A 24086-nucleotide genomic window follows, 5' to 3' on the forward strand; every position below is an offset into this window, starting at 1 on the left:
TTATTAACAAAAACGCGTTTCTTGAGTGATACATACTTATACAGCTTCTGCGCTTTTTTGCTTTCCTTTGTTTGAACTTTTTCCGAATTCCGTAAACACTCTTTGTGCTATATAGAATAAATTCCCAGTTTTTTATTTGTATTCGCCATTACGGGCTAAAATATGATTCTTAAAAGATAGAGAGGAAAATTTGTACACACTCATTCGTTTTGAATCTGTAGAACTGGCACATATCCAAGTAGAGAAGGGCGGAGTGAAATCATTCCCTTGTGGTTTTGATCCTTCCAAACACACGATGGAAAAATCATCTTTAAGGTTGGATCTAAAAAAAATCCGAGTGGCTGTGGCCAAATCGGCAAATGCGGATTCCGATATATGCGGAACCTGTGTGGGCGCTTTGTATTCGCATTGATCGATTTGTTTCGGTCACTTCCCGTCTAGGAAATCGGCTTGCACCAGGTTCTGCGGTTACGCAAAATATCCTTACATTATGAAATTATTTTTCCAATTGGCCTTGGTGTTTGCCTTATCATTCAGTTTTTCTTGTAACCTACATTACTTTTCCATAGCGAATCGAAATTCTGATAACTCCAACACCGGTGAAATACTGATGCAAGGAAAGATCCGATTCAACCTGATTCGTTCTGAAGAAGCAGCAAAACCTAATTTATATAATTCCCCTGCCGTTGAATACGAATTGGCAAAATCAAAATTGTTTGGTTTGAGTAAAACATCAAAACTTGATTTAACCTACACAACATCGACAGGAATGAATCACGCGGGCATATCGGCCCTGCTTTTTCTGCTGACTTTAGGTATTTTTCCCTCTTTCGAAGAATCTCATTCTAATGTGACCTTCGCCCTTTATGATAGAGATAGCAGAAAAATTATTAGAGATTATACTTATCCCATTCGAGGAAGAAGGATTATTTCTTGGTTAACAATTCCATTTTATCTCGTTTTGCCCATCGTATCTAAATCATTTGACGGAGGGATCAATGACACTACTTCTAGTGCCTCCATACGTTTGTTAGTGGAATCATTTGAAGCCGATGTTATAAAAGATTGTAAAGAAAACCCAGAGTTACTTCAGAAGTTTCAAACACTCAGTAAAGAACTTATGGAGTTATAGGATTCGATTGTTTCTCTAAAAGCTAGAATGAGGAATGAAGATATAAAGGGTCTATAAAATATCTTTGCATCATTACATTTACGGCTGCGGATGCTTTTGTTAGTTGACGATTTGAGGCTTATTTTTCAAAGTTAGCTGGTGAGATTACTCTATTTATTTTTGTTTGCCTTGTTTTTGACTCAGTGTAATAATCTAGGAAAATCCGGTATCGGAGAAGAAACCATACTTGGTCGGGACATTTTCGATGAAACTTCCCTATACATTGGAATTTATGGTCAAGATTTAGCAAAAGACAGTTACAATTTTTCTCGACGATTGTCAGACCTTGCCGTACTGACTCGTTGGCCTGATGCCATGGGAGTGAGTTATCAAAAAAGGGATCTATCATTTAACAAAAAGAAAGCGAAAGCCTGTATCGCACTTTCTTCAAGTTACCTTATTGCTACAAGAGATCCTTCTGGGACATTGCTCCTTAGTGCTAGCTGTAAATTAGAACCGATGACCAGTCATCCACTTCCGTAAGATGCGGAAGGTTGATATAGATTCGTATCGAAAAACTTACCTTGAAGATCATAGGGTTCACCTAGATAATACCAAATGAATAAACAGGTTTACTGATTGGATATGGTCTACAAAACTAAGTAGAATCCCTTAAGCCTCATTGACAAATATCAATTCGGTTCGTGAATAAAAAAATGACAACCGAGTTGCTACAAAATCCCATATTCTTAGTTTATAACATGTTAGTTGATAATTTTGAATGATACTAAGTTCAGATATCTGATGTGGATCATCGTATATCAGGTTTAATATCGCGACTAAGGATATAAAGTTGAAAAATATAAAAGTGAATTTATTGGAAAATTTTCTTACGGAATCGGATGTCATTATATCTCGTACCGATGCTAAAGGTTTGATTACCTATGTTTCTCCTGACTTTGCAAGAATCTCCGAATACGACGCCGAAGAAATGATTGGAAAACCACATAACATAGTGAGACATCCCGATATGCCCAAGGTAGTTTTTGCTGAACTTTGGGATTATATTAAAGTTGGACTTCCTTGGACAGGGGCTGTGAAAAATAGAGCCAAATCAGGCAATTATTATTGGGTCGATGCCACTATCACTCCTATCCTCAATGAGGAACGAAAGGTTGTTGGTTATGTGTCTGTTCGAAAAAAGTTACCCGATGCAAAAAAAGAATTTTATGACCAACTATATCAAAAGATGGGAAAACGTTCCCTTTTCTTTTGGAAAAAAAATAAGGTCGTTAAGAATCTTAGAACCATCAAATTCATGGATGTCTTCCTGGTTGTTTTGATCTCTCTTCCCTTTTTAGGCCTTTTTTCTTTTCTTTTTCCCGAAAAACCGTTGTACTGCGGTTTTTTATTTTTTTCACAAATATTGATCGGTTCTGGTTTTATTCTAATTCTCTCGCAAAAAAATAAAAAATTACAGAGAGCCACGGAATCAGTGATTTCAGTAGCTTCCGGAAGATTCCAATATCCGGATCATTTTCAAAATGATAGTCGGGATGAAGTAAAAATCATGTTACTCTCAATGAAAAGTATGAGCATCAATCTTTGGGGGATTATTTCTCAAATTCAAAAGGCAAGCCATGTTTCCATTCGAATCTCTGAAGAGCTGACAGACCTCACCAATCACTTTTTTACCTCCACACGTTCTATGGCCTCAGGAAGTGAGGAAGCAGCCGCTTGTATGGAAGACCTTACTTCGGCACTCACTAATATCAAACAGATCACTGCAGACCATTCCGTGATCATGTCAGATATTAAAGATTATATGAATGCGGTGAATCAAAATTTAAGTGGGACACAAAATGCTTTAAAAGGATTGGATGAGTTATCAGTAACATCTACCAAAAAAGCAGATTTAGGAAAACAAAAAATCTCTGATTCCTTAGAGGGGATTGATGCTATTAAAAATGTTTCAGGTAAAATTTTGAACATAGTTTCAATTATTACTGAGATTGCTGACCGAACCAACTTACTTTCCTTAAACGCATCCATTGAGGCAGCGAGGGCCGGTAATGTCGGTGCCGGGTTTGCTATCGTGGCAAAAGAAATGATGAGTTTAAATGAACAAATAGCTGTTTCTGCAGAAGAAATCAAAAATTATGTTGATGAAACATTGTCGGTGATTCAAACAACGTCCACAAAAGTTAGGGAGGCTTCTCTTGAAATTTTTTCTTTATCGGACTTATTTCATGAAATTAAATCCATTTTAAACAAAGTCACTGCTTCTTTGTATCATGATCTACAAGAATCTACTCGTGTTAAATTTAAGTTGGAGTCCGTGGACGATCAGGTAAAAAAAATTGATCACTCGGTTTTAGAAGCAGGAATTGCATCTAAACAAATTTCAAATATCCTACTTGCATTGTCTGAACAGGCACAGGTGATTGCTTTTAAATCAGAAACACTCTATGAAAAGAGTTCTCTGGTGGTTTCTGAACCCAAAAAAATAATGGATTTGGTAGAACATTATCATACAGGTAATAATGAAAGTTTAGAATTGATTCCGTGAATTTTATTTAAAAAATGAAAATCCCGAACCACTTTTATTATTAGCAGTGGTTCTTTGTTTTTTATTTTTAAATTCGATCGACTAACAAAACTGTGACATCGTCGGCAAATTCGTTTGACCCTACATAATTCTTTGCATCTCGGATGAGGTCGTCAGCAGACTCCTGCGTTTTCAAAGGTTTTGATTTTTGGATCGCTTTTTGAAATAATTCTTCATCATAACGTTTGTTATGGTCTTTTGACATATGTTCTGTGATTCCATCCGTATACATCACTAGCCGATCCCCAGGCGCAAACGGGAAAGTCTTTTCTTCATAAAACAAATCAGGAATGAGGCCTAAAATTTTTCCTTTCACATCTAATTGAATCATTGGAGAGTCCTTTTTATTCAATAAAAATGGTGCATGGTGACCTGCGTTGGCACAAAGGATGGTATTTGTTTTTAAGTCAATGATCCCATAGAAAGCAGTAAGGAAGTTCCCTGCCAGTTTTCCATACAACATATGGTTCAGTGTTGTTAAAAATAAAGAAGGGCTGAGTTTGATATCTGGTTCAAAGTTTTTCAGAACCATATGTGCCATCGCTGCAAGTACAGCTGCAGAAAGTCCATGACCGGAAATGTCTGCAATCAAAATAGAAAACTTAGAATCTTCTAGTTGTGTAACATCATAAAAATCACCGCCCACTTGTTCTAGAGGGATGTGCGCCACACCATATGAGAGTTTGTCGGAGCTCGGAAGGATGGACGGCATGATTTTTTTCATGATGTTTTTGGCACGATTCAGTTCTTTTCCTGTATCCACAATTTGGTGGAAAAGTTGTGCATTTTTGATCGTACTACTGAGTCTTGCTGCAATATTTGTGAGTAAGTCTAAGTCAGAATGTTGGAAAGCATATCCGGAAATTTTGTTATTGATACTGATGACACCAAGCAATTCATTTTGGAAAATAAGTGGTGCCGAAATCAGGGATTTGGATTCAAATTTATAAGGAGAAAGTTTGTTATACCTCGGATCTAAATCTAAGTTGTGGATGAGTAGGCTTTCTTTTTTTTCTGCGACCCAACCTGCGACTCCATTTCCATAAGGAACTTTAATTTGATCATATGCATCTTCTGGAATCCCTTTTGCAGAAAGAATACTTAACTCTTGTTTTTCGGGATTAGCAAGATAAATGGTTCCAGAACTTGCGCCTAAGTATTCTAATACTCGATTGAGAATCCATTTTCCAAGTTCATTTAAACTTTTTTCAGAAACAGAAAGTCTCTCGAATTCGTATAATAATGATAATTCCAGGATCCGTTTGTCTAAACTATCTTTTATATTTGCGTTTTGGATGGCAGTGGCGGCCACTTCCGAAAGGGAAATTAAGTATTCCAAATCAGAAGCGTCAAAGATACGGTTGTTTGTTTTGTTGATGACCTCTAATGTTCCGATGAGTCGGTCTTCTATAAAAAGAGGAACACAAATTAGAGATTTGGTTTTAAACCCAGTTCGTTTGTCCATACTCGCATTGAACCTTGGATCTTGGTAAGCATCTTCCAAAGCAATGGGTTTTTTCTCACGCGCAACCATCCCCACAATTCCTTCACCTAACTCTAACCTAGCGTATTCTTGAATGATCTCTCCTTTCTCTCCAAGAGCTACTTCGCAGTAGAGAAATTCCTCATCTTCTAAAAGAAAGAGGGAACTTGCTTCTGCCTCTAGTAAGTCTTTGGAATATAACATGATGAGTGGTAAGAGTTGGTGCAAATCAAGGTTTGCATTCAGAATGGAAGATATGTGGAGTAAGCTACGAAACTTACTGAGGCTAGTTTGCGAATCTAAAGACATGGGTACTTAACCCATTTTTCTCTTAGATTCCAATCCGTCGATTTAGAAATTCACTTCCGATTTTTTCTGAAGCTAGGAAATCGCTAGAAAAAATACTTCGAGATTCTGATTTTTGTGCATTTTGTAACATTTGCACCCATTCCTATTTACTGTAGCAATGAGATCGGGGTTTACCGAAGTTAGAATGATACCAAAGGATACGGAAATGGATGAGGTTAGGGATGTCAGAAATATCCTCCTTCCTATTCTGTCAGTAGTGTTTGGAATTATTGAACAAAGGATTTCCACTCGCGAGTTTGACCATTTCGCAGTCAATCGTTTGAATTCCAAGGAAGGATGGGCCATCTACTCGGTGGAGGGAGTTACTTCCCATACTAACCAACGTTTCATTCAATCGCAAAACTTAAAGTAATCAGTTTTGATTCGCATATAGCATCAGCATTTTGTTTGTTCTTTCCGCATAAGTGTTTTTGACATTCGAAATCACTTGTGTATAATGAGTTGCTTTCTTTTTCGATTATTTTTACTTATAACTAATCTTTGGATTTAGTTTTTAGGTGAGTGTTTTGAATTTTATTGTCTCCATTCGTTCCTTCGTTATCATTTTTTGTATTTTCTGTGTTCTTGTTTCCTGTAAAAAAGAGTCAGATGAAAAAGAGGACCTTGTAACTCTCCTCGGACTTGGTTTGTATGCCAGATCTTGTGCAGGACAGAATACTTTCCCTTCGAATGGGGCAGTTGGAGCTTTAACCAGGTTACAAATCCAACCTTCGCAAACATCTACTGCCATTACTTCCTATAATAATCCACATCAGGTTTATCCTCCACAATCAAACGTTAGTCGAAAAAATATCCTTTCTGTGTTTTATCCAGGAACTGGTTCCAGTCCCTGTGAAATAGGTGCTATCCTGCAGCAGGGAGCCAGCCGTGGCTATCATATCATTGGACTCAGTTATCCGAATGGGGAAGCTGTGAATAGTCTTTGTAACCAAGGAGATGCAAGGTTTGATACAAATTGTTTTGAAAATTTACGTAATGAAGTGGTGACTGGTGCTGATGTATCTCCTTATGTTTCTGTTGATGTAAACAATTCTATTGAAGGAAGGTTACTCGCTCTTCTTCAGTATCTTGTATCTTCGAGGCCAGGTGAAGGTTGGGAACAATTTTTTGCGGGAAACAATATCAATTGGAATTTGATTTATGTAGGTGGTCATTCACAAGGAAGTGGACATGCTGCCTATCATGGGAAACGGAGAGCCGTGGCTCGTGTTTCTATTTATAGCGGAGTTTCCGATTATAGTTTGCAGTATTCTTCACTCCCGTCTTGGCTTGCGAGCGCACAAACAGCACCTGCTGGATCGTATTATGGACTCATTCATGAAAATGACACGGTAGCTAACTTTAGTGGAAACACAAACCAGGTAACAGATGCTTGGTTAAACCAATTTTCTATGACTGGAACTCTAACAAACACCAGTGTGGGTGCTCCGTATGCCAATAGTCACCGTCTGGTGACGAGCGCTTGTAATGGAATGGGGGCGGCTGCCTTACATAGTTGTCCTATGGTCAATGGGTTTCAAACCATTTGGAACTATATTAGTTTTCCTTAAAACTTAGATTTTGTTTTTTAAAATGGGGGAAGACGTTTGAAAATCCATTCGGGAATCATTCGTATCACTCCCATAATGAAACGCCAAGGCCACCGAATATAAACTATATCCTTTTTGTTAAGGCCAGCTTTCACAATGAGTTCACCAGCAACTTCTGGTTGTAAGGTGAGCCAAGGAATGAGGTTGTGTCCCAAAGACATTTTTGTATACACAGGTCCCAGTTGGATGGTAGAGACATGGACACCTTTTGAAAACAAAAGAGACCTAAGTCCAGAAAGATAGGTGGTTAAACCTGCTTTGGCACTTCCATAAATATAATTCATCTGCCGACCACGGTCTCCGGCTACGGAGCTAATCGCAACGATGGTCCCCTCTTGTCGTTTTTCCATATCTAAGGAAATGAGATTGATGAGTGATACCGCCCCTGTGAAATTCGTATGAATGGTTTTAAGGAGCTCTGTTTGTTCTATTCTGGCTTTTGTTTGGTCTTCGTAATAACCTGCCACAAAAAAAGCGATCGTTGGTTTTTCTTTTAAAGTCTGGTAGAATTTTGTATGGGAAGAAAAATCAGTGACATCCAATTCGTAAGTCTCAATTGAAATGGCATATTTGGATTTAAGTTTTGTTTTTATTTCATTTAATTTCTTTTGATCCCTGCCTGTTAAAGAAAGAGGAAATCCTCTTTTGGCTAAAGATTCTGCAATATGAATTCCAATATCGGAAGTGGCTCCAATGATTAAGGTATGTTTCATTGATTAAAACCCAGGTTAAAATTAGAATCTAACTATGGCAGAAAAACTCTTTCTTTGTCACTGAAAATTCCACCATCCATCCACACTTCCAGATCCCGTAAAAGAAAAACTCTCCCCAATTTTTGGAACTTGTAAATTGAGTTTTAATTCCTGTGATGCAACAAGCACTCGTTTGATGGGATCATTCCATGGATGAAGGGAAAGGATGAATTTTCCCCAATGAACCGGAACAAATGATTTTGCACCTATGGTTTTTGCTGCCAAAGCGGTTTCTTCAGGACGCATATGGATAAAAGGCCAATCATCACCATATTGCCCACATTCTAAAAATGCTAAATCAAAAGGTCCGTATTTTTTTCCAATGGTTTCAAATACAGAGCCGTAACCTGAGTCACCACCCACAAATACTTTGTATTCTCCAATCTTTAAAACATAGGAGCACCATAAACTTTTGTTCCTTAGTACACTTCGTCCGGAGAAATGTCTCGTAGGAGTGGCAGTGATGTTGAGATTTGAAACAATTTCTTTGGATTCAAACCAATCTAATTCTATGATTTTCGAAAGAGGGACTCCCCAGGAGAGAAGGTGAGCAGAAACACCTAACGGAACAACGATGGTTTTTGTTTTTGGATGTAACTTAAGAATTGTTTCATAATCTAAGTGGTCGTAATGATCATGGGTGATGAGTAGAATGTCCAAATCGGGCATATCTTCTGGTAAATAAATATCCGTTCCTTCGAAAGATTGTACAGCAAAGGGAACTGGGGATGCATAACCAGAAAAAACTGGGTCTACCAAAATTTTTTTCCCTTCTGCAAGTAAAAGATAAGAGGAATGCCCAAACCAGATGTATTGAGGTTTCGTAGCATCAAGTTCTTTTAAATTGATTTTTGTGGATGGAACTGGGGAGGAGGGTCGAATGGAATTTGGTTTTTGCCAATATTTGATGGCCATTTTAAAATAAGAGCTGTTTGGTGCTAACATTTCTGTTGGTTCTAAGTTTTGGAAACTGCCAGATTGAAAGTGTTCTGACATAGAAATTCGTTTGAGAATGTCGCCGTGGGGAAGTTTGCCGAGAGTTGTAGCCAAAATTGTAGTCCTTATCTATTGGACGGTGACAAATCTCTTTTCGCCCATTTTCTAATCATGAAATCAAGGTCCCGTAAAAGAAGTGGCTTTGTCATAAAATCGTCCATACCGGCAGAAAGGCATCGGTGTTTTTCTTCTTCCATCACATTGGCAGTAAGGGCAATGATTACAGGTTGTTTGGCGATCGTTTTCGATTGGCGGATGCATTTAGCAACGGTGATTCCGTCCATATCGGGCATTTGAATGTCTACAAATAACAAATCGGGACTTTCTGAACGAACGATATCCAATGTTTTTTCTCCGTTTTCAGCCTGTAAGTTGGTATAACCCAATTTTTTCAGAAAGAGACTAGAAACTTTCTGGCTGATCGGATCATCGTCAGCAACCAAAATCTTTAAAGGATATTTTTCGGCCAATGGAGAGTCAGAACTTCTTTTGGGAATGGTTTCTTTCGTATTAGAGTGTTGTTCGGATTCTGATGATTCGGGTCCAATTTGAGCAGTGAATTGAAATGTGAAATTAGAACCTCGTCCGTATACACTTTGAACGGAAATAGAACCTCCCATCTCTTCGATTAACTTTTTTGTGATCGCAAGGCCGAGCCCTGTACCTATCGTTTTCTCTGTTAGATGAGAATGTACTTGTGAGAATGGTTGAAACAAAATTCCCATTCGATCATCTGGAATTCCAATACCGGTATCTTTTACGGATACTTTTAAGCGAACCATATCTTTTTTTAATATGATGGTTTCAACTAGAACAGTAATGGAACCTTTTTCGGTAAATTTGACTGCGTTACTCAAAAGATTTGTTAAAACTTGTGCGAATCGTCTTTGGTCTGTTATCAGAAATGCAGGTGGAGGATTTAAAAAATCTAATTCAATTTTTAGTTTATTGGGATCCGTTTGTGTTTTGAAAATATTGATAAAATCCTTCATGAATTTTTCAAGAGGGACTGGTTCTAAATGTAATTCAAATTGACCTGACTCCAATTTCGATAAATCCAAAATATCATTAATTAGTAATAAAAGATTATCTCCACTAAATTGAATTAGGTTTAAGTATTCCTTTTGTTCTTCAGATAAATTGGTTTGTTGTAACAACTGAGCCATCCCTAAAACCCCATTCATAGGAGTTCTGATTTCGTGGCTCATAGTAGAAAGAAATGTTGTTTTGAAATTTACTTTTGCTTCTGCACTTTCTTTTTCTTGTTTAAGTCTTTCTTTGTTTTTGAAATTTTCTATCATTCTGTCTGCAATGAATAGAGCTTGTGAAAGACCAAATACAAGAAATCCGTATTGCGCAAGATAGGCGGTCCCTTTTTTTGCAAACTCGGTGAGTATATCTAAAGAAAATAAAAACATAGTTGCAATCACTGAAAATAAAAACAGGCGACTTCCTGGTTTTTTTAATAAAACACCGTGAATGATAGGGTAAAGTAAACCAAAAAGAGCAAGAAGTGATAAAACTAAATGAAAAGCTAAAAATTTAGAAAAGGTTAGTAGATTAAGGGGTAAAGCAAAAAATAACAAAGATGCGACAAAAAAGTTTATTCGATAAACAAGTTTATATTTTTCTGAATTGTAGATTTCTTTTACATACAAAACAAAAGAAAGATAAACCAAAACAAAACTAATTCCATTGATTCGTACCATGGTTTCGTAAACTCCTAGAGGTAGGTAGTTGTAGATAAACCTAGTTTCGCCAATACTCAATAAACGCATGGCAGCCAAAAAACAAACAGCTGCAAATAAGATGTGGGTTTTTTCATCTCTCCAGAAAATATATAAAACAAAATGGAAAAAAGCTAATGTAAGTAAAGATGTTAAAACAAATATATCTCTTCCAATGGCTCCTAAATAAGATTTACTGATACCTGAATGTGTTCCTAGGGAATATGGAGTTGCCACTCCACAATTATGATAGTGAAAACACGAAATTTTTAGAGAGAGTTGGATTTGATTGTTTTTTACATCAGGTAAAGCAACTGTTTGGATATTGAGATGAGGAATTTCGGAGGAGAAACTTTCTCCAATGATTCCCGATTTGTATATTGTTTTTTCATCCACAAGGACTTCAAAGGCATTACGAGTCACTCCATTTTGGAGGTACAATGTTTTTGTATTTTCAGGAACTAAGATGGTTAGGCTTAGGCGAGCAAATCCTGCGGGATATTTTTCGAATGCAGAATTGTTCCAATGTCCTGGAACAATAGTAAATTCTTTGTTCGGAGAATCATTTGTTGGATTCCAATCCTTCCAATCAATCCTCCACTCGCCATTGAGTGAGACATTCCCCATGGTTTCAAAGTTCCAATTTCGGAGATCCAATACGGCTTTTTTCGCAAGAGGAATATGAGTATTGTTCTCAAGTTCACAACTACAGACACTGAGGATCAGTAAAATTGAAAGTAGAACTGGTTTTGGTATCCTCATCGCTTTCCTCTTATGAGACGAAAGAAACAGCTAATTCATAGAACTTTATTGAAAGGAAATCCACCGCCTTACATAGGCAAGAGTCCAATCTAAAAAATTCGGTTTTCGTAGATATCCTAGTTTCAGAAGGGTTTCTTTATTTTGAAAGCCTTTTAGTTTATCAGGATTTACTAAATTAAAAATAGTATCAATTTTGTTTCCTTGACTAGTAAAAATTTGGACAACACTGGGGCCATCTTCGGAATACCCGATGAGAGCAGGAGAACCATTGGCATACCCAAAATAGATTTCTGTGGATTGAGCTGCCTTTGCGGTAGTCCTTGTCAGTAGGGATATGACCCTTTGTATTCCAGGAATCGGAATTCTCGCCGCATGCACTTTACCTCCACCATCAGAAAAAGCAACCACATCCTCTTGTAATAATTGAGTAAGAGATTTTGTATCTTGGTTATAACAAGCAAAACTAAATTCCAACAATAATCTGGAATGAAGTTTTGGGTCTGGATCAAATTTTTTCTTTCGCGATTGGACCGCATTTCGAGCACGACTTAAAATTTGTCTGCAATTGTCAGCATTTTTCCCAACAATATTTGAAATGGATTCATAATCAAAATCGAATAACTCTCGTAATATGAATACTGCTCTTTCTGTTGGGTTGAGTGTTTCTAAAATCACCAAAAAAGCAAAGTTAATCTTTTCATCATCTAAAACATCTGCCGTTTCTGGTATTGGTTCTGGTAAATAGGGTCCAATGTAGGATTCTTTTTTTCTAGATGCTTTTTTTAAAAGATCGAAGGCAAGTCTTGCTGTTATACTTCCTAAATAAGATTTATGGTTTTGGATAGGGGATTTATCAAGGGAGAGCCATCGTAGATAACTCTCCTGAACAATGTCTTCTGCATCCACATAACTCCCAGTAATTCGGTAAGCTATGGAAAAAAGATAATGTTTCCATTCTAGAAAAAATTCTAGGTCATTCATACAAACAAATCTCCAACCTTCATTGGATTTGAGGGAACTTTATTTCCACCAAGGATTGGATTTCCTTTGGGCCAAAAATAAAATCGGAAGGGAAGATGTTTTTCCATCAATAGAGAAAAAATTGTGAATCGATTGACAAGTTCTTTCACACGCGCCCCCCATTTCCCTTTGATAATGCATTCTTTCGGTTTGTCATCACCATGAGTTAATTGGATCAGTCCATCTTCACGACCAAGCGATACACATCTACCAACAAATTGAAATGAAAAAGGATAAAGATTTTTTCCATTGATCCTATTGGCAAGATGGTCAGCAATATAAGATCCCATCGGTAAAGCAGTCACACAACCCATACGTAATATAGAATTTTCTAAATAGGCAGAATCGCCTGCAACAAAAACATCTGGATGTTCGATAGACCGAAGGAATGGGTCCACAAAAATTTGATTTTTGTCATTGGTTTGAAACCCAGATTCTTTTAGAAGAGAAGAACTTTGAAAACCGGTACAGTTGACTATACAGTCATAGGTTTGTTTGGTTTGGTTTTCAAATTCGATTTCATTCCCCTCAATTTTTTTAATCTGAGTTCTATCAAAGATTTTGATTTTATTTTCTAACATATAAGTTTGAAAATATTCTTTGGCTTTTTTAGAAAATGAAGCACCAAGTTCATTACGATCTATAAGAGTGACCATCGACTGCGGAAAAAAATACTTCCATTCTGTGGCTAGTTCAAGCCCGGTTAACCCACCACCAATGATACAGAGATTTTGAATTATAGATTTTTCTTTTTGTTTTAGAAATTCTAAAACAGCATCTTTGGATTGAATCGAATTTTCTTTTGTTTGTATTTGTCGAATGTCAGAACTGCCCAGAGCAATGACAAGATAATCATAGTTTAAATTTTGGTTGTTAAATTCTACTTTGATTGATTTTTCATTGGGATAAATTCCAGTAACTTTTGTTTTTAAAAAGTTAACTCTTGTTCGGAGAAGGTTTTTGATTGGAATTTCTTTTTTTTGCCCAACCGCTGCCGTTTCATGGTAGCGGATCCTTTCCTTAAATTCAGAGGATTCAGATATAAGGATAATTTCGGCATCTCTCACTTGTTTGTCTAAGCGGTTTGCAGCCATAATTCCGGCATAGCCCGCTCCTAAAATTAGTATTTTGGGTTTCATTTTTTTACCTCGATACAAAGACGAAGTAGGCCATGAGCTTTGTGACAGGGTTTTGAAAAAATTTCAGCTTGATTTAACACCTGATACTATTCAGGATCACTCATGCAGAAAATGAATTGGAAATCTCATTTTATTTTTTTTGGAATTATATTATTTTTTCCCTTTTCCTTAGTTTATAGTGAAGGTTTTGATCGTGGTAATTTGATTTTTTATGGAAATGGTGCGTTTGGTATTGGAGAAAATTCGGGAACCTTGGAAAAAAAGGTCGAAAAAACCAATTTTCCTACTTTTCAGGCATTAAACTCTCCTTATGCGGATGCTGCATCTAGTTACGTAAATTATATTTTTTTGCAGAATGCCATTAAGAGGCATACTGAACTTTCGAGCCATGTTGGCGAGTTAGGATTTGAATACGGAATCTTTCGACATATCGGTATTGGACTCTCTGTTTCGAACCAAACTATCACTGCTTCAAATTTTCGTACAGTTGATGAAAGGTTTATTATACTTTATTCTTTGTTAGCGTTAGATTATGGCACACTATTGAATCGATTGAATCAAGGTGAAATTTATAATATAGCAACCCAAAGAAGGAGGGATGTTTTTAATTCTACTTCTGGGGACTTGAGTTTATTTTTCCATTTTCAGCCCAATGATCCGATAGATCCTTATATTCGAATTGGTGGTGGAGCCGGGTATGAACGATTGTTTGGAGGTGCCACCAATCGGGTATTTGGTGCTCTTGGTTTTAGATACCACTTAAATAATCGGTTTTTCGTAAACGCAGAATTAGAACATTCAAATGTTTATATGGTGAATTACGATGCACCAAATTCAGGACATAAAAATAAAGGAAACTTTGCAGAAACATTTTTGAAATTTGGTATGGGTGTTAGTTTTACACTGTCTGGTTCTAAAACAAAGGAACCTGAAAATAAAATGGAAACGGTGACGGATTCCGTTGGCTCCGAAATTCCAATCCAAACAAAGGATCCGGTGCCCGAGACAAAACTGGATCGTTTTGTGTTCCTCGCGAGTGAAATCTTTGATTTACCGACGAGTCATATCCATTTGGAGGGTAGAGCTCGTTTAGATGCGATTGCTCGTAGTTTGGAAAACGAGTATAAGGACTTTGATGTTCTAGTTATTACTTATACAACACCTTTCAGAGAAGATGTTCCAGGAAATTACGAAAATTATGATCTTGGATTTGAACGGTCCCAAGCGATTTCTCGGGTTCTTCGGGAAAAGGGAGTCAACTCGAGAAGAATCATTGATTCTACACAAGGGTCCGCCATGTATACAGTAGACTCAAAAGAAAAAGTTGTGATTGAACTTCGAAAAAAGAATAAATAGTTTTTTCAAAGCCCAATCATTTTTACAAATTTAAACTTTGGCGCTAACACTCACTCCTTGGTTTAGTTCCAAAAGTTGTTCTGTATTTCTCCGGCTTGTGATACAAATTTCTGGATTGTCTTTCATTGATTCACCAAAACTAGGAATCATTGTTTTTAATTTAGTTTTCCACTCAGGAGATTGCATTTCTTTTGGAAAACAATCCGCTAATACTTCCAACATTATGGAAACGGAAGTAGAGGCACCCGGGCTTGCACCAAGTAGGGCTGCAAGGGATCCATCTTTTGCTGACACAACTTCTGTTCCAAATTCTAAAACGCCACCTTCTTCTTCATCTTTTTTGATGACTTGAACTCTTTGTCCTGCCACTACCAATTCCCAGTCTTCAGATTTTACTTCAGGAAAATATTCCTTAAGTGCTTCTATCCGGTCTTCATGCGATTGCATTGCTTGGCTGATTAGATATTTTGTTAAAGGAAGGTTGTGCATACCGGCGGATAACATAGGAAAAATATTATCAAATTCCAACGATTTCACTAAATCCAAATACGAACCCTTTTTTAAGAATTTAGTCGTAAAACCAGCATAAGGTCCAAATAATAATTCTTTTTTTCCTTCAATGATCCTTGTATCTAAATGAGGAACAGACATGGGAGGGGAACCTACATTTGCTTTGCCATATACTTTTGCAAAATGTTGTTTGATTACATCTCTATTGCGACAACGTAACCACTGTCCACTTACAGGGAATCCACCAAACCCAGCTGCTTCAGGGATGTCCGATTTTTCTAAAAGGGGAAGACTGCCTCCACCTGCACCAATAAATACAAATTTAGCTTCATGGTGTTCCTTTTCGTGGGTTTGAATATTATTTGAAGTTAGGTGCCAAAATCCATTATCACTTCGTTCTAAGTCTTTTACATCTTCAAAATAATGTACATGAACGTCTGGAAATGTTTCCAAATAACGGAACATAGCTCTAGTGAGACTGCCAAAGTTAACGTCAGTTCCTAATTCCATTTTGGTTGCTGCGAGTGGTTCTGAATTGTCCCGACCTTTCATTACTAGTGGAAGCCATTCTGTTAGAGTTGATTCATCATCTGCAAAAACTAAATCTTTAAAGAGTTCATACTTCTTTAGGGCGTCAAAACGTTTGCGTAGAAAGGATACATTTTCTTCCCCCCAGACAAAACTGTAATGAGGAACTGAATGAATGAATTCATCTGCATCTATGATTCGTTTCGTACCAACAAGGTACCCCCAAAATTCTTTGGAAATTTCATACCATTCAGCAATTTGTAGAGCTTTTTTTGTTTGGATGGAACCGTCTTCATTTTCAATAGTATAGTTTAATTCGCAGAAAGCAGAGTGTCCGGTTCCCGCATTGTTCCAAGCATTGGAGCTTTCACGTGCTGCCGCATCCAATCTTTCCAATACAGTGATTGTTAGGTGGGGTGCTAGTTCTTTTAAAAGAACTCCAAGAGTGGCACTCATAATTCCAGCACCAATGAGTATCACATCTGACTTTGTTCGAACTGTATCTTTTTCTTTCATCCTCTACCTTCCGTCTATTTATCGGCAACTTTCGTGATTCCCATCCTGTCCAAAGACTAGGGTAACTTGATTGAAAGCATTCTTCCTATTTTTGTCCGTTCTGACATCCTTACTTGGATTTATCTATTATTATTCTACCTTTCGTTTGATTTCAGGACTTTCACTGAATGGGCCGGTAGTGACATTGATTTTATTTGGAATTGGAGCTCTCGTTTTGCTTGTACCGCTGACTTATGTGTTGAGCCGCACTTCGAAACGAGAGAAAACCCAGACTTTTTTTGCCTATGTCACTTTCACTAACTTTGGATTTTTTTCCATTCTCTTCACCCTGGTTCTTCTGATGGATTTTTTGCGTTGGGTTGATTTGGGGATTGTGACACATTATTCTGAAATTCTGTTTTCTAGTCTGATTCATTTTGGATTCCCTCTGGATGGAGTGACAGAAGTGAAAAACTTTAGTTTGGCTTTTTCTACTATTGTGGTGGCAACGGCTCTAAGTTCCCTCGGTTTTTTTAATGCTCATGTTCGCCTGCAATACAAACGAGTTACCATCCCCATAAAAGAGATTCATCCTGATTTGCGTGGTTTTAAAATTGTACAAATCTCTGATGTACACATTGGCCCAACAATCAAAGAGAGATTTTTAAAACGTGTTGTGAACCGAATCAATCTCCAAAAGCCGGATGTTGTTGTAATTACTGGAGATTTGGTGGATGGGCCAGCTTCTACCCTCAAACAACATTTAAAACCATTAGCTGACATTCAGGCGAAATACGGAACGTTTTATGTAACAGGAAACCATGAGTATTATTCGGGAGTTCTTTCCTGGTTACCGGAGATACAAAACCTGGGTGTGACAATTTTACTCAACCAAAATCAAATTCTAAATGTTGGCAAAGCTAAATTACTTATGGCTGGTGTGACTGATTTAAGCGCAGGAAATATCATCAAATCCCACCAAACAAATCCTAAACGAGCGATGGAAGGTGGAGAAAATTGTGATTATAAGATCCTACTTGCACACCAACCGAATAGTATTTACGAAGCAAGTGAAGTAGGATTCCAGTTACAAATTTCTGGACATACACATGGGGGCCAATTTTTCCCTGGTAATTTGTTGATTTATTTTGCACAAAAGTTTGTTTCTGGCCTTCATAAGTATAAAGAATCTTTAATATACGTTAGTCGAGGAACCGGTTATTGGGGCCCTCCCTTTCGATTGGGTGCTCCTTCTGAGATCTCTATTTTGGAACTCCAATCAAAATGATCATATTTAATCTTTAGGATGAATCCGAATTTCTCAATCCTGAACATTAAGGGAGAGTTGTTCTTATAGGAAAAAAAATTACGAAAGTAGGTGAAGTCTCTCTGGATTTTCTCAAGGATAGACAAATTGGACGGCGGATCACAAGCGAATGAATCAGAATTTACTCATTAGGAAATTGACAGTTGCCATTGAAGCTCCCTTATACTTATTAATTTTTCCTTACTTTATTAACTTTTGTCTTTTTGCCTCTCGTTTTGAAACAGACACCCTCATTCAATTGGGAATTTTAGGAACTCTTCTTTCTCTTGTTCCCCTGGTGATTGGAATCGGCCTTAGAAATAAGAGACTGAAGCGATTGTTAGCTTATACAAAAGACACCGATCTTAAAACTAGGGAAGTTCTAAAAAAGGGATTATTGGAACACCCACATTGGGAAGGTCGAGTGATCCTCATTCGTTGGACAGTTTCGATTTTTGGATTTTCTTTTATGGCGGTCACTTTACTTGATCTTCCTTGGAAAGAAATTATGGCCCTCCCTTATGCCTGTGTGATGCTTCTACCTATCATTTATTTGGCCTTCTATTTTCAAACAGAGGTGTATTTGAGTCCTGTATTGAAGGCCAAAGAATTATCTGTTGTATTTTTGGATGAAACAAAAATACGAATTTTTGGCGTTTTTCAAAGAAACCTATTTACAATGATTGCCGTGGCACTTTTGCCAATGTTAACTTTTGGATATTATTTGTTTTTGATTCTATTAACGGAGTTTCGATCTCCCTATTGGTTTTATCAAATGCCCATAGTATTTATCATGATGGTTGTGATTATCATCTACGCAGCATATGTGGGTAGTAAATCTCTTAAAGAGGATATTGATAACCTAAATCAATCCATTGAAAAGTTGTCTGAAGGAGAATTATCGGACACCATTCCTCAACTTTCTGCAACAAATCTAAGTCATACGATTACAAAATTAAATCTATTTATGGAGTCGCTACGACAATACTTTCGAACGGCAAAGGACGAAGCATTAGCCCTTCTTGAAACTTCTAAATTAATTTTGGATCAAGGTGGTTTGATAGACTCGCAAGTAGTTTCAGAAAAAAATAAATTAGATTCTACTTTTGATTCAGTAAATCAAATCCAAAGTCTTTCTAAAGCAACTTACGAACGGGTACTTTCCCAAAAAGACAAAACAAATTTTTTGGCCACAGAACTCACTCGTGTCACAGATGAGATGACAAATCTTTCTCTCAAAGCTGATGAGTTGGCACAAAACACTCTTCGGTCGATCGGCACTGTAAAGGTGGCAAAAGATGCCATCCAATCTGCCTATGAAAAGGTAGAAATCATGAACCAAATGAGCGAAAACATCAAAGCAACTATATCTATTGTAGAGGATATTTCTGACCGTGTGAATTTACTTTCTCTCAATGCATCCATTGAGGCGGCCCGAGCAGGATCTATGGGGCGAGGATTTGCTGTAGTCGCGGGGGAGGTTTCACGTCTTGCAGATGAAACAGCAAAAAATATTGAAGACATCAAAAGAGTAGTGAAGTTATCACAAGTAGCCTCCAAAGAAAGTTTGGAATCTATGAAAGAAATCATTTCCACCAATGAAGATGTAAAATTAAAATTCGAAGAAATTTCCCAAGTCGTACAAATGTTTGGCCGAACCAGTGAAACGAGTTCCGGAAACGTGAAATCACTAAAAGAAATGGTAGGTGAATTTCAAATGGATGCTGAAAAAATCACAAGTGAGATGGAGTTACAAACCATCTATACAGAGACATCTAATTCCAACTTACAGGCATTATGGGAAAATCACTCTCAAATTTCTACAACCTTTGCAGAGATTTCAGAAGAAGCAAATCGTTTGCAAAAGGTATCTGATTCGATGGAGAGGATTGTCTCTAGGTTTCGGTTTTGAAAAAGGAAAATGAAGTAACAAGATACCCTGCTGATGTGTTTACTTCATTATGTAGATACATCTCCTTTTAACTCCAAGGAGATGTATTTTGGAGCAAATGACTAAGATTTTTTCAAGTAATTATTTATATCATAAATTTGATCACAATGTTTAGAGAGATAAAACAGTTGAGAATCCTTAGGTTCAGCTAACTCTCGTGAAATAAATTCAGGAATATGAATCCACTGAAATGAAGAGATTTTATTAATTGGATCAAAAGTGCCACATACGATTCCAACACCTCCTCCTGGAATTTTCAATACTTTTGTGCCTGGTTTTTTTGCTATTCTCGTTACACTACTATTGTAAGTAAAATGGATATCTTTTTGTAGAAAAAAACCTGTCACTTTATAATATCCGTGATCTAAGGTTGCCATATTTGAATAAGTGCCACCCGGTGTTAATATACCATTTGTAGAATTAGAAACTGGATTCCCGTTTTCATCAGTCTTTTCATAGGTTGCGTGTGAAATCTTTTCAAATCTAACTTCTACGGGTAGATTTTTGTCAGCATCTCTTTTTGTTATAAACTTTAGGTTAGTTTCAGAATCGGGATTCCGTTTAAAGTTAGATTTTTTATCTAATTCTACCGTGATCCAGCGATTGTAATGTAAATATGACCCATTAAAATAATCTACTGCAAATCCAATAGGAGCACCAACCAAGAAGATTAAATTCCAGCCAAACAAAGAATGGATTTCTTTCTCCACTTCTATTTCTTTTGGTTCAAATCCGTCTTTTTCGATTCTAATTTTATAGCGTTTGTTTGGATCTTTTGCTGGAGAGTCGATTTTACTTGCAGCAAACGTTTCACCAATTTTTTCACTATCTAAATAAATGTGACTATCAGCTGTGGATTTTACGAAGATACTCTGGCTACCATCTTCATTTCTGCTCATAGTTGCACAATTGACTAGTAAACAAGAGAAAGTGAGTAGGTAAGTAATGATTCTGAAATTAACGCTTGTATTCATGCAGCAATGAACATATCAAGGAAGGTGTTTTGCAATAAAAAAATGACTGGCTCAACAGTTTATGTTGCTGAATGGAAGAAGTTATCGATAAAATTTTAATTTCATACCGTTTGCATTTATTTCAGTGACCGTTGTTAGTTGTCTCTCTGTATCAAATAAATTTAGCAATTGGTCAATCGTACCGCCTTCTTTTTTCTCCCATCCAATCCCACAAATTTCGCCGTTTGTATTTTTAAGGTATATTTTTGTACTTCGGTAAGGGGCATCATTTCCCCAGTCAATATTGTAATAAACGTAACACATCGCATCTGTGATCGGTACGCCAGTTGCATCAGAGACAGAAATTTGATTTACTCCATGTAAGAGTTCAACTTTTCGAATGTTTGCCGGGTGGTGTTCTACGATTGTGATACAAGTCTGACCTGGAACCGTTCCCATACATTGATTGAGACGATTCTGTTCTTCTACCTCTTTTGCAATTGATATTAGAGATAATGGGATGAGTCCAGATTCTTGAGAATCTTTACAGGATAGACTAGACATAATAGTCGTTAGTAACAATAGGATTAAGGAAAAATGAATGGTTTTGATTGAAAGCTTAAGATTTTCCATATGTATGTAATTAACTCCTATTATAATCCCGATGCAAAATAAAAACTTCGAATATCTGTTTGTCCCGCCGAATCCGTAACTCTTACTAAGAAAGTCCAACCAGGGCCAAACCACCATGTGGGTTCACCCTGAATTGGAATCCAACCAAGAATTAGTCGGTAAGCCACCACCTTCGTACGTCCAATTGTATGGAGGAGTGCCTCCCGAAGCAACAAATTGAAAGTCCCAAGGTAAAAACCAGCGACCAGCAGGGCAGTGAATTTGATCTATTGCACCGCAGTCCGATATAATATTGGGTCTTAGCGGTGGTGGGACTAATGCAGTAAGTGTGGCACCAATATTGATTCGTCCGCATCCAAAGTATTCCCTATCGGTATCAGGGTTTCCTGTTTGTGTTAAAGGTGTGGCCTTACTACAAATAGCTTTTAAAACATCTTTGGGATGGTAATTGGAATCAACGGATAGAATTAAAGCAGCAAGTCCAGAAACCATGGGAGCAGCCATAGAAGTTCCCGTTTTAAATACATAATTTCCATTAGTGGAAGTCGAAATGATACTAGTGCCAGGAGCAGATATATCTACTTTTCCATAATTGGAACTTCCCAGTTTTTTAGTGAAAGAAAGTGATGAGTCTAAATTTCCTACAGAAATTACTTCACTATAGGAAGCTGGATATACTCCGGTATACTCAGCAGTTCCAGGATAAGCTGAAATTCTTTTGCCATCATTCCCAGACGATGCTACAATAGTCACTCGCTTCATATCTGCATAGCGTACTGCATCTCTAGATAAAGAATAAGTAAATACTCGAACAAAACATGCCCATTGACAATATTCATAAGCGTCCCCACCGAGACTCAAATTAATAACTTTTGCACCGACATTTACTGCTTCCAGAATTCCGTAAGCTACTAACCGATCACTTGATGTAGGTTTATTACTTGGAGTGGGATAAAACACACTGATTGATATGATAGGATTCAACCAAGTAATCCCTGCGATTCCTACGCCATTATTTGTAGTCGCACCAATGGTTCCGGCAACATGAGTTCCGTGATCCCAACCATTTGCACCATTGAATAATGGTCTAGATACCGCTGAATGGGTGACACATTCATAAGGAAAGATTCCGAAGTGGTAACAAATTGCTGGTTCAAAGGATCTGTTTTGGATGATCTTGCCAACTAAGTCTGGGTGAGTATCATCAATGCCTGTATCGATGACTGCAATTTTGACTCCAGGAGAGCCTGTCGTAATATTCCAGCCGTTGTACGCGTTAATGGCTGTTAGATATGCCGTTTGGAACTTGTTGCAGAAAAAACAGCCTGTATTTGCTTCCGGATCACTCGGAACTGTATCTGTCACTGCTTTAGTATTGGTTGTAACCCATTCAATTTCAGGTTGGTTTGCGAGAGCAAAGTTGACTTGGAGTAAATCTACTTTGGATTCAAAGAGCAGGAAATAAGTCCGATCAAGTCCGATTAGTTCAGCTGTTTCTGAATCAACGTTTGTTTCTTCAGAAACAAATGGCAAAATTCCGAGAAAAGAATGCTTTTCTAAGATAAGATCAATTTCTTTGATTCCTACTTTCTTAGATTCAAAGTCTTTAATTGGATTTCGAAGTTTCAGGATGAGAATTCCCGGAGTGTAAGGAAGATCGAATGTTGATTTGGTGAGTGCGGCAATTTGATTGGGAAGGGTAAATGAATTGCCTGAAATTAAATACTGAAGTTGGCTTAAATCAAAATTAATTTTAAGAATGGACGTAAGACCTGTTAAAACTTCAAATTGTGCTTTGATTTCAATACATGTACCTGTTGATAATTGGAAACCAAAAGATTCACCATTGATTTCGGCTTTTCCTTGATCAGAATCCAGAATCAATTGTATCGATTTGTATTTACCTTTAGGAATTTGGGATAGTGAAGTTATTCCTGGTACATTGTTACCAAAAGCTAAAATATCAACATTCTTAGAAGAAAATTCAGTTTCTATTTCCAATCCATTTTCCGTTATAAGAACCATTTTTTTGATATGGATCTCAAGCTTATTCGGAATGATTTTTCCTATGGATGGGAAGGAATTACGATAGATTGAATTAGAATCTGGTAAATTTGTATAGGAGCCCAATGATACTAAGTATTCCTACTTGTGAACCACCTGGATTGATTTGATATTCGCCTGATTTCAATTTCTCAGCGACAATATTTGCTTGGATCTCACCTCCTTCTTGGATCGGGTTTATTATTCCTTCGGGAGAATTTGTTGGGGGAGGGGAATAAAATAAAGATGTTAATAAGCTATTGTCTGCCTGCTTTTTATTACAATTTATCATGATCACAAATATGATCATCAAGGAACATGGGAGTAACAGAAATCGATTTAAAATCTTTGGTCGCATCGATCTTCTAGTCTCAATATAACAAAAGTTTGAGTCAACTTTTTTGTGGTAATGTAAATGAAATTAAACGCAAGTTTGGTGATTGTCGACGGGTGTCTAATTATTAACAAAATTAAGTCTATGATGTTTCCAAGCATTCTTTTTTAATTCTAGTTATATAGGTATATTAAGCTTTTCTTATGTATTTAAATATAACAAATGTTCCTCTTATTCCCCCATCCCCGCCAAAAAAATGAGACATAATCCTGAGCCAGCCCTAAATCCCTTTTTTTCTGCGGAAAACCTAATCTTTTCTCGTAAAAAAAATGCAAATTGTCTCCTTATTTCGAGGTAATTTTTATAAAAGATGATTGACTGTGAGTGTACATTCCCAATGATGGTGAAACGGTGATTGAGT

Annotated in this window: 19 protein-coding genes; 9 read left to right on the forward strand and 10 right to left on the reverse strand. The window is 37.1% G+C overall.

Features of this window, described 5'->3' with window-relative positions; all coding sequences use genetic code 11:
* The first annotated feature begins 190 nt into the window (after positions 1-190).
* From EHQ49_RS06945 to EHQ49_RS06960, 4 genes are all read left to right on the forward strand, one after another.
* Positions 191-412, forward strand: coding sequence for a hypothetical protein (locus EHQ49_RS06945; RefSeq protein WP_135577622.1), 222 nt, complete (start codon positions 191-193; stop codon positions 410-412).
* A gap of 198 nt (positions 413-610) precedes the next feature.
* Positions 611-1132 carry a hypothetical protein gene (locus EHQ49_RS06950; protein WP_244241380.1) on the forward strand — a complete coding sequence of 174 codons (522 nt, stop codon included), beginning with the start codon at positions 611-613 and terminating at the stop codon, positions 1130-1132.
* Positions 1133-1270: 138 nt separating this feature from the next.
* Complete coding sequence (locus EHQ49_RS06955) at positions 1271-1654, forward strand: hypothetical protein (RefSeq protein ID WP_135577627.1); 384 nt, start codon at positions 1271-1273, stop codon at positions 1652-1654.
* A 310-nt stretch (positions 1655-1964) separates the two neighbouring features.
* Complete coding sequence (locus tag EHQ49_RS06960) at positions 1965-3680, forward strand: methyl-accepting chemotaxis protein (RefSeq protein WP_208732169.1); 1716 nt, start codon at positions 1965-1967, stop codon at positions 3678-3680.
* A 67-nt stretch (positions 3681-3747) separates the two neighbouring features.
* Here EHQ49_RS06960 and EHQ49_RS06965 read toward each other — a convergent pair whose 3' ends face one another.
* The gene (locus EHQ49_RS06965) at positions 3748-5511 is read right to left on the reverse strand and encodes a GAF domain-containing SpoIIE family protein phosphatase (RefSeq protein ID WP_135577631.1); all 1764 of its coding nucleotides are present in this window, start codon (positions 5509-5511) and stop codon (positions 3748-3750) included.
* Between the two features lie 184 nt (positions 5512-5695).
* Here EHQ49_RS06965 and EHQ49_RS06970 point away from each other — a divergent pair, with 184 nt between their 5' ends.
* Both EHQ49_RS06970 and EHQ49_RS06975 read left to right on the forward strand, forming a co-directional pair.
* Positions 5696-5923, forward strand: a complete 228-nt coding sequence (locus EHQ49_RS06970) for a hypothetical protein (RefSeq protein ID WP_135577633.1) — start codon at positions 5696-5698, stop codon at positions 5921-5923.
* A 145-nt stretch (positions 5924-6068) separates the two neighbouring features.
* Positions 6069-7121, forward strand: a complete 1053-nt coding sequence (locus tag EHQ49_RS06975; protein ID WP_425269828.1) for a BPSS1187 family protein — start codon at positions 6069-6071, stop codon at positions 7119-7121.
* Between the two features lie 17 nt (positions 7122-7138).
* Here EHQ49_RS06975 and EHQ49_RS06980 read toward each other — a convergent pair whose 3' ends face one another.
* From EHQ49_RS06980 to EHQ49_RS07000, 5 genes are all read right to left on the reverse strand, one after another.
* On the reverse strand, positions 7139-7873 hold the full coding sequence (locus EHQ49_RS06980; RefSeq protein WP_135577635.1) for an SDR family NAD(P)-dependent oxidoreductase: 735 nt from the start codon (positions 7871-7873) through the stop codon (positions 7139-7141).
* Between the two features lie 57 nt (positions 7874-7930).
* Positions 7931-8962: an MBL fold metallo-hydrolase gene (locus EHQ49_RS06985; RefSeq protein ID WP_135577637.1), complete on the reverse strand. Its 1032-nt coding sequence runs from the start codon at positions 8960-8962 to the stop codon at positions 7931-7933.
* A gap of 11 nt (positions 8963-8973) precedes the next feature.
* On the reverse strand, positions 8974-11262 hold the full coding sequence (locus EHQ49_RS06990; RefSeq protein ID WP_135577797.1) for an ATP-binding protein: 2289 nt from the start codon (positions 11260-11262) through the stop codon (positions 8974-8976).
* Between the two features lie 180 nt (positions 11263-11442).
* The gene (locus EHQ49_RS06995) at positions 11443-12378 is read right to left on the reverse strand and encodes a sigma-70 family RNA polymerase sigma factor (protein WP_135577639.1); all 936 of its coding nucleotides are present in this window, start codon (positions 12376-12378) and stop codon (positions 11443-11445) included.
* On the reverse strand, positions 12375-13556 hold the full coding sequence (locus EHQ49_RS07000) for an NAD(P)/FAD-dependent oxidoreductase (protein WP_135577641.1): 1182 nt from the start codon (positions 13554-13556) through the stop codon (positions 12375-12377). The genes EHQ49_RS06995 and EHQ49_RS07000 overlap by 4 nt, the downstream gene beginning before the upstream one ends.
* Positions 13557-13658: 102 nt before the next feature.
* On the opposite strand from EHQ49_RS07000, the gene EHQ49_RS07005 reads away from it, so the two are divergent.
* Positions 13659-14912, forward strand: a complete 1254-nt coding sequence (locus EHQ49_RS07005; RefSeq protein ID WP_135577643.1) for an OmpA family protein — start codon at positions 13659-13661, stop codon at positions 14910-14912.
* A gap of 30 nt (positions 14913-14942) precedes the next feature.
* Here the strand turns inward: EHQ49_RS07005 and EHQ49_RS07010 are convergent, their stop codons facing one another.
* Positions 14943-16466 carry a malate:quinone oxidoreductase gene (locus EHQ49_RS07010; protein ID WP_135577645.1) on the reverse strand — a complete coding sequence of 508 codons (1524 nt, stop codon included), beginning with the start codon at positions 16464-16466 and terminating at the stop codon, positions 14943-14945.
* A 70-nt stretch (positions 16467-16536) separates the two neighbouring features.
* On the opposite strand from EHQ49_RS07010, the gene EHQ49_RS07015 reads away from it, so the two are divergent.
* A complete protein-coding gene (locus EHQ49_RS07015; RefSeq protein ID WP_135577647.1) occupies positions 16537-17733 on the forward strand; it encodes a metallophosphoesterase in 1197 nt (398 codons plus the stop codon).
* Positions 17734-17881: 148 nt separating this feature from the next.
* Positions 17882-19663, forward strand: a complete 1782-nt coding sequence (locus EHQ49_RS07020; protein WP_135577649.1) for a methyl-accepting chemotaxis protein — start codon at positions 17882-17884, stop codon at positions 19661-19663.
* A gap of 101 nt (positions 19664-19764) precedes the next feature.
* On the opposite strand, the gene EHQ49_RS07025 is transcribed toward EHQ49_RS07020, so the two are convergent.
* From EHQ49_RS07025 to EHQ49_RS07035, 3 genes are all read right to left on the reverse strand, one after another.
* Positions 19765-20601 carry an LEPBI_I2678 family protein gene (locus EHQ49_RS07025; protein WP_135577651.1) on the reverse strand — a complete coding sequence of 279 codons (837 nt, stop codon included), beginning with the start codon at positions 20599-20601 and terminating at the stop codon, positions 19765-19767.
* A 156-nt stretch (positions 20602-20757) separates the two neighbouring features.
* A complete protein-coding gene (locus EHQ49_RS07030) occupies positions 20758-21288 on the reverse strand; it encodes a hypothetical protein (RefSeq protein ID WP_135577653.1) in 531 nt (176 codons plus the stop codon).
* 123 nt (positions 21289-21411) lie between these two features.
* The gene (locus EHQ49_RS07035; RefSeq protein WP_167482988.1) at positions 21412-23289 is read right to left on the reverse strand and encodes a S8 family peptidase; all 1878 of its coding nucleotides are present in this window, start codon (positions 23287-23289) and stop codon (positions 21412-21414) included.
* Between the last annotated feature and the right edge of the window lie 797 nt (positions 23290-24086).

This window comes from Leptospira perdikensis, from assembly GCF_004769575.1.
GTDB classification, from domain to species: Bacteria; Spirochaetota; Leptospiria; order Leptospirales; family Leptospiraceae; genus Leptospira_A; species Leptospira_A perdikensis.

Bases quoted from the DNA above. Each gene is read 5' to 3' on its own strand.
- EHQ49_RS07010 (WP_135577645.1), bottom strand. From the start codon at position 16,466: ATGAAAGAAAAAGATACAGTTCGAACAAAGTCAGATGTGATACTCATT.
- EHQ49_RS06950 (WP_244241380.1), top strand. From the start codon at position 611: ATGCAAGGAAAGATCCGATTCAACCTGATTCGTTCTGAAGAAGCAGCA.
- EHQ49_RS06970 (WP_135577633.1), top strand. From the start codon at position 5,696: ATGATACCAAAGGATACGGAAATGGATGAGGTTAGGGATGTCAGAAAT.
- EHQ49_RS06980 (WP_135577635.1), bottom strand. From the start codon at position 7,873: ATGAAACATACCTTAATCATTGGAGCCACTTCCGATATTGGAATTCAT.
- EHQ49_RS07005 (WP_135577643.1), top strand. From the start codon at position 13,659: ATGCAGAAAATGAATTGGAAATCTCATTTTATTTTTTTTGGAATTATA.
- EHQ49_RS06995 (WP_135577639.1), bottom strand. From the start codon at position 12,378: ATGAATGACCTAGAATTTTTTCTAGAATGGAAACATTATCTTTTTTCC.
- EHQ49_RS07000 (WP_135577641.1), bottom strand. From the start codon at position 13,556: ATGAAACCCAAAATACTAATTTTAGGAGCGGGCTATGCCGGAATTATG.
- EHQ49_RS07030 (WP_135577653.1), bottom strand. From the start codon at position 21,288: ATGGAAAATCTTAAGCTTTCAATCAAAACCATTCATTTTTCCTTAATC.
- EHQ49_RS07025 (WP_135577651.1), bottom strand. From the start codon at position 20,601: ATGAGCAGAAATGAAGATGGTAGCCAGAGTATCTTCGTAAAATCCACA.
- EHQ49_RS07020 (WP_135577649.1), top strand. From the start codon at position 17,882: ATGAATCAGAATTTACTCATTAGGAAATTGACAGTTGCCATTGAAGCT.
- EHQ49_RS06965 (WP_135577631.1), bottom strand. From the start codon at position 5,511: ATGTCTTTAGATTCGCAAACTAGCCTCAGTAAGTTTCGTAGCTTACTC.
- EHQ49_RS06990 (WP_135577797.1), bottom strand. From the start codon at position 11,262: ATGGGGAATGTCTCACTCAATGGCGAGTGGAGGATTGATTGGAAGGAT.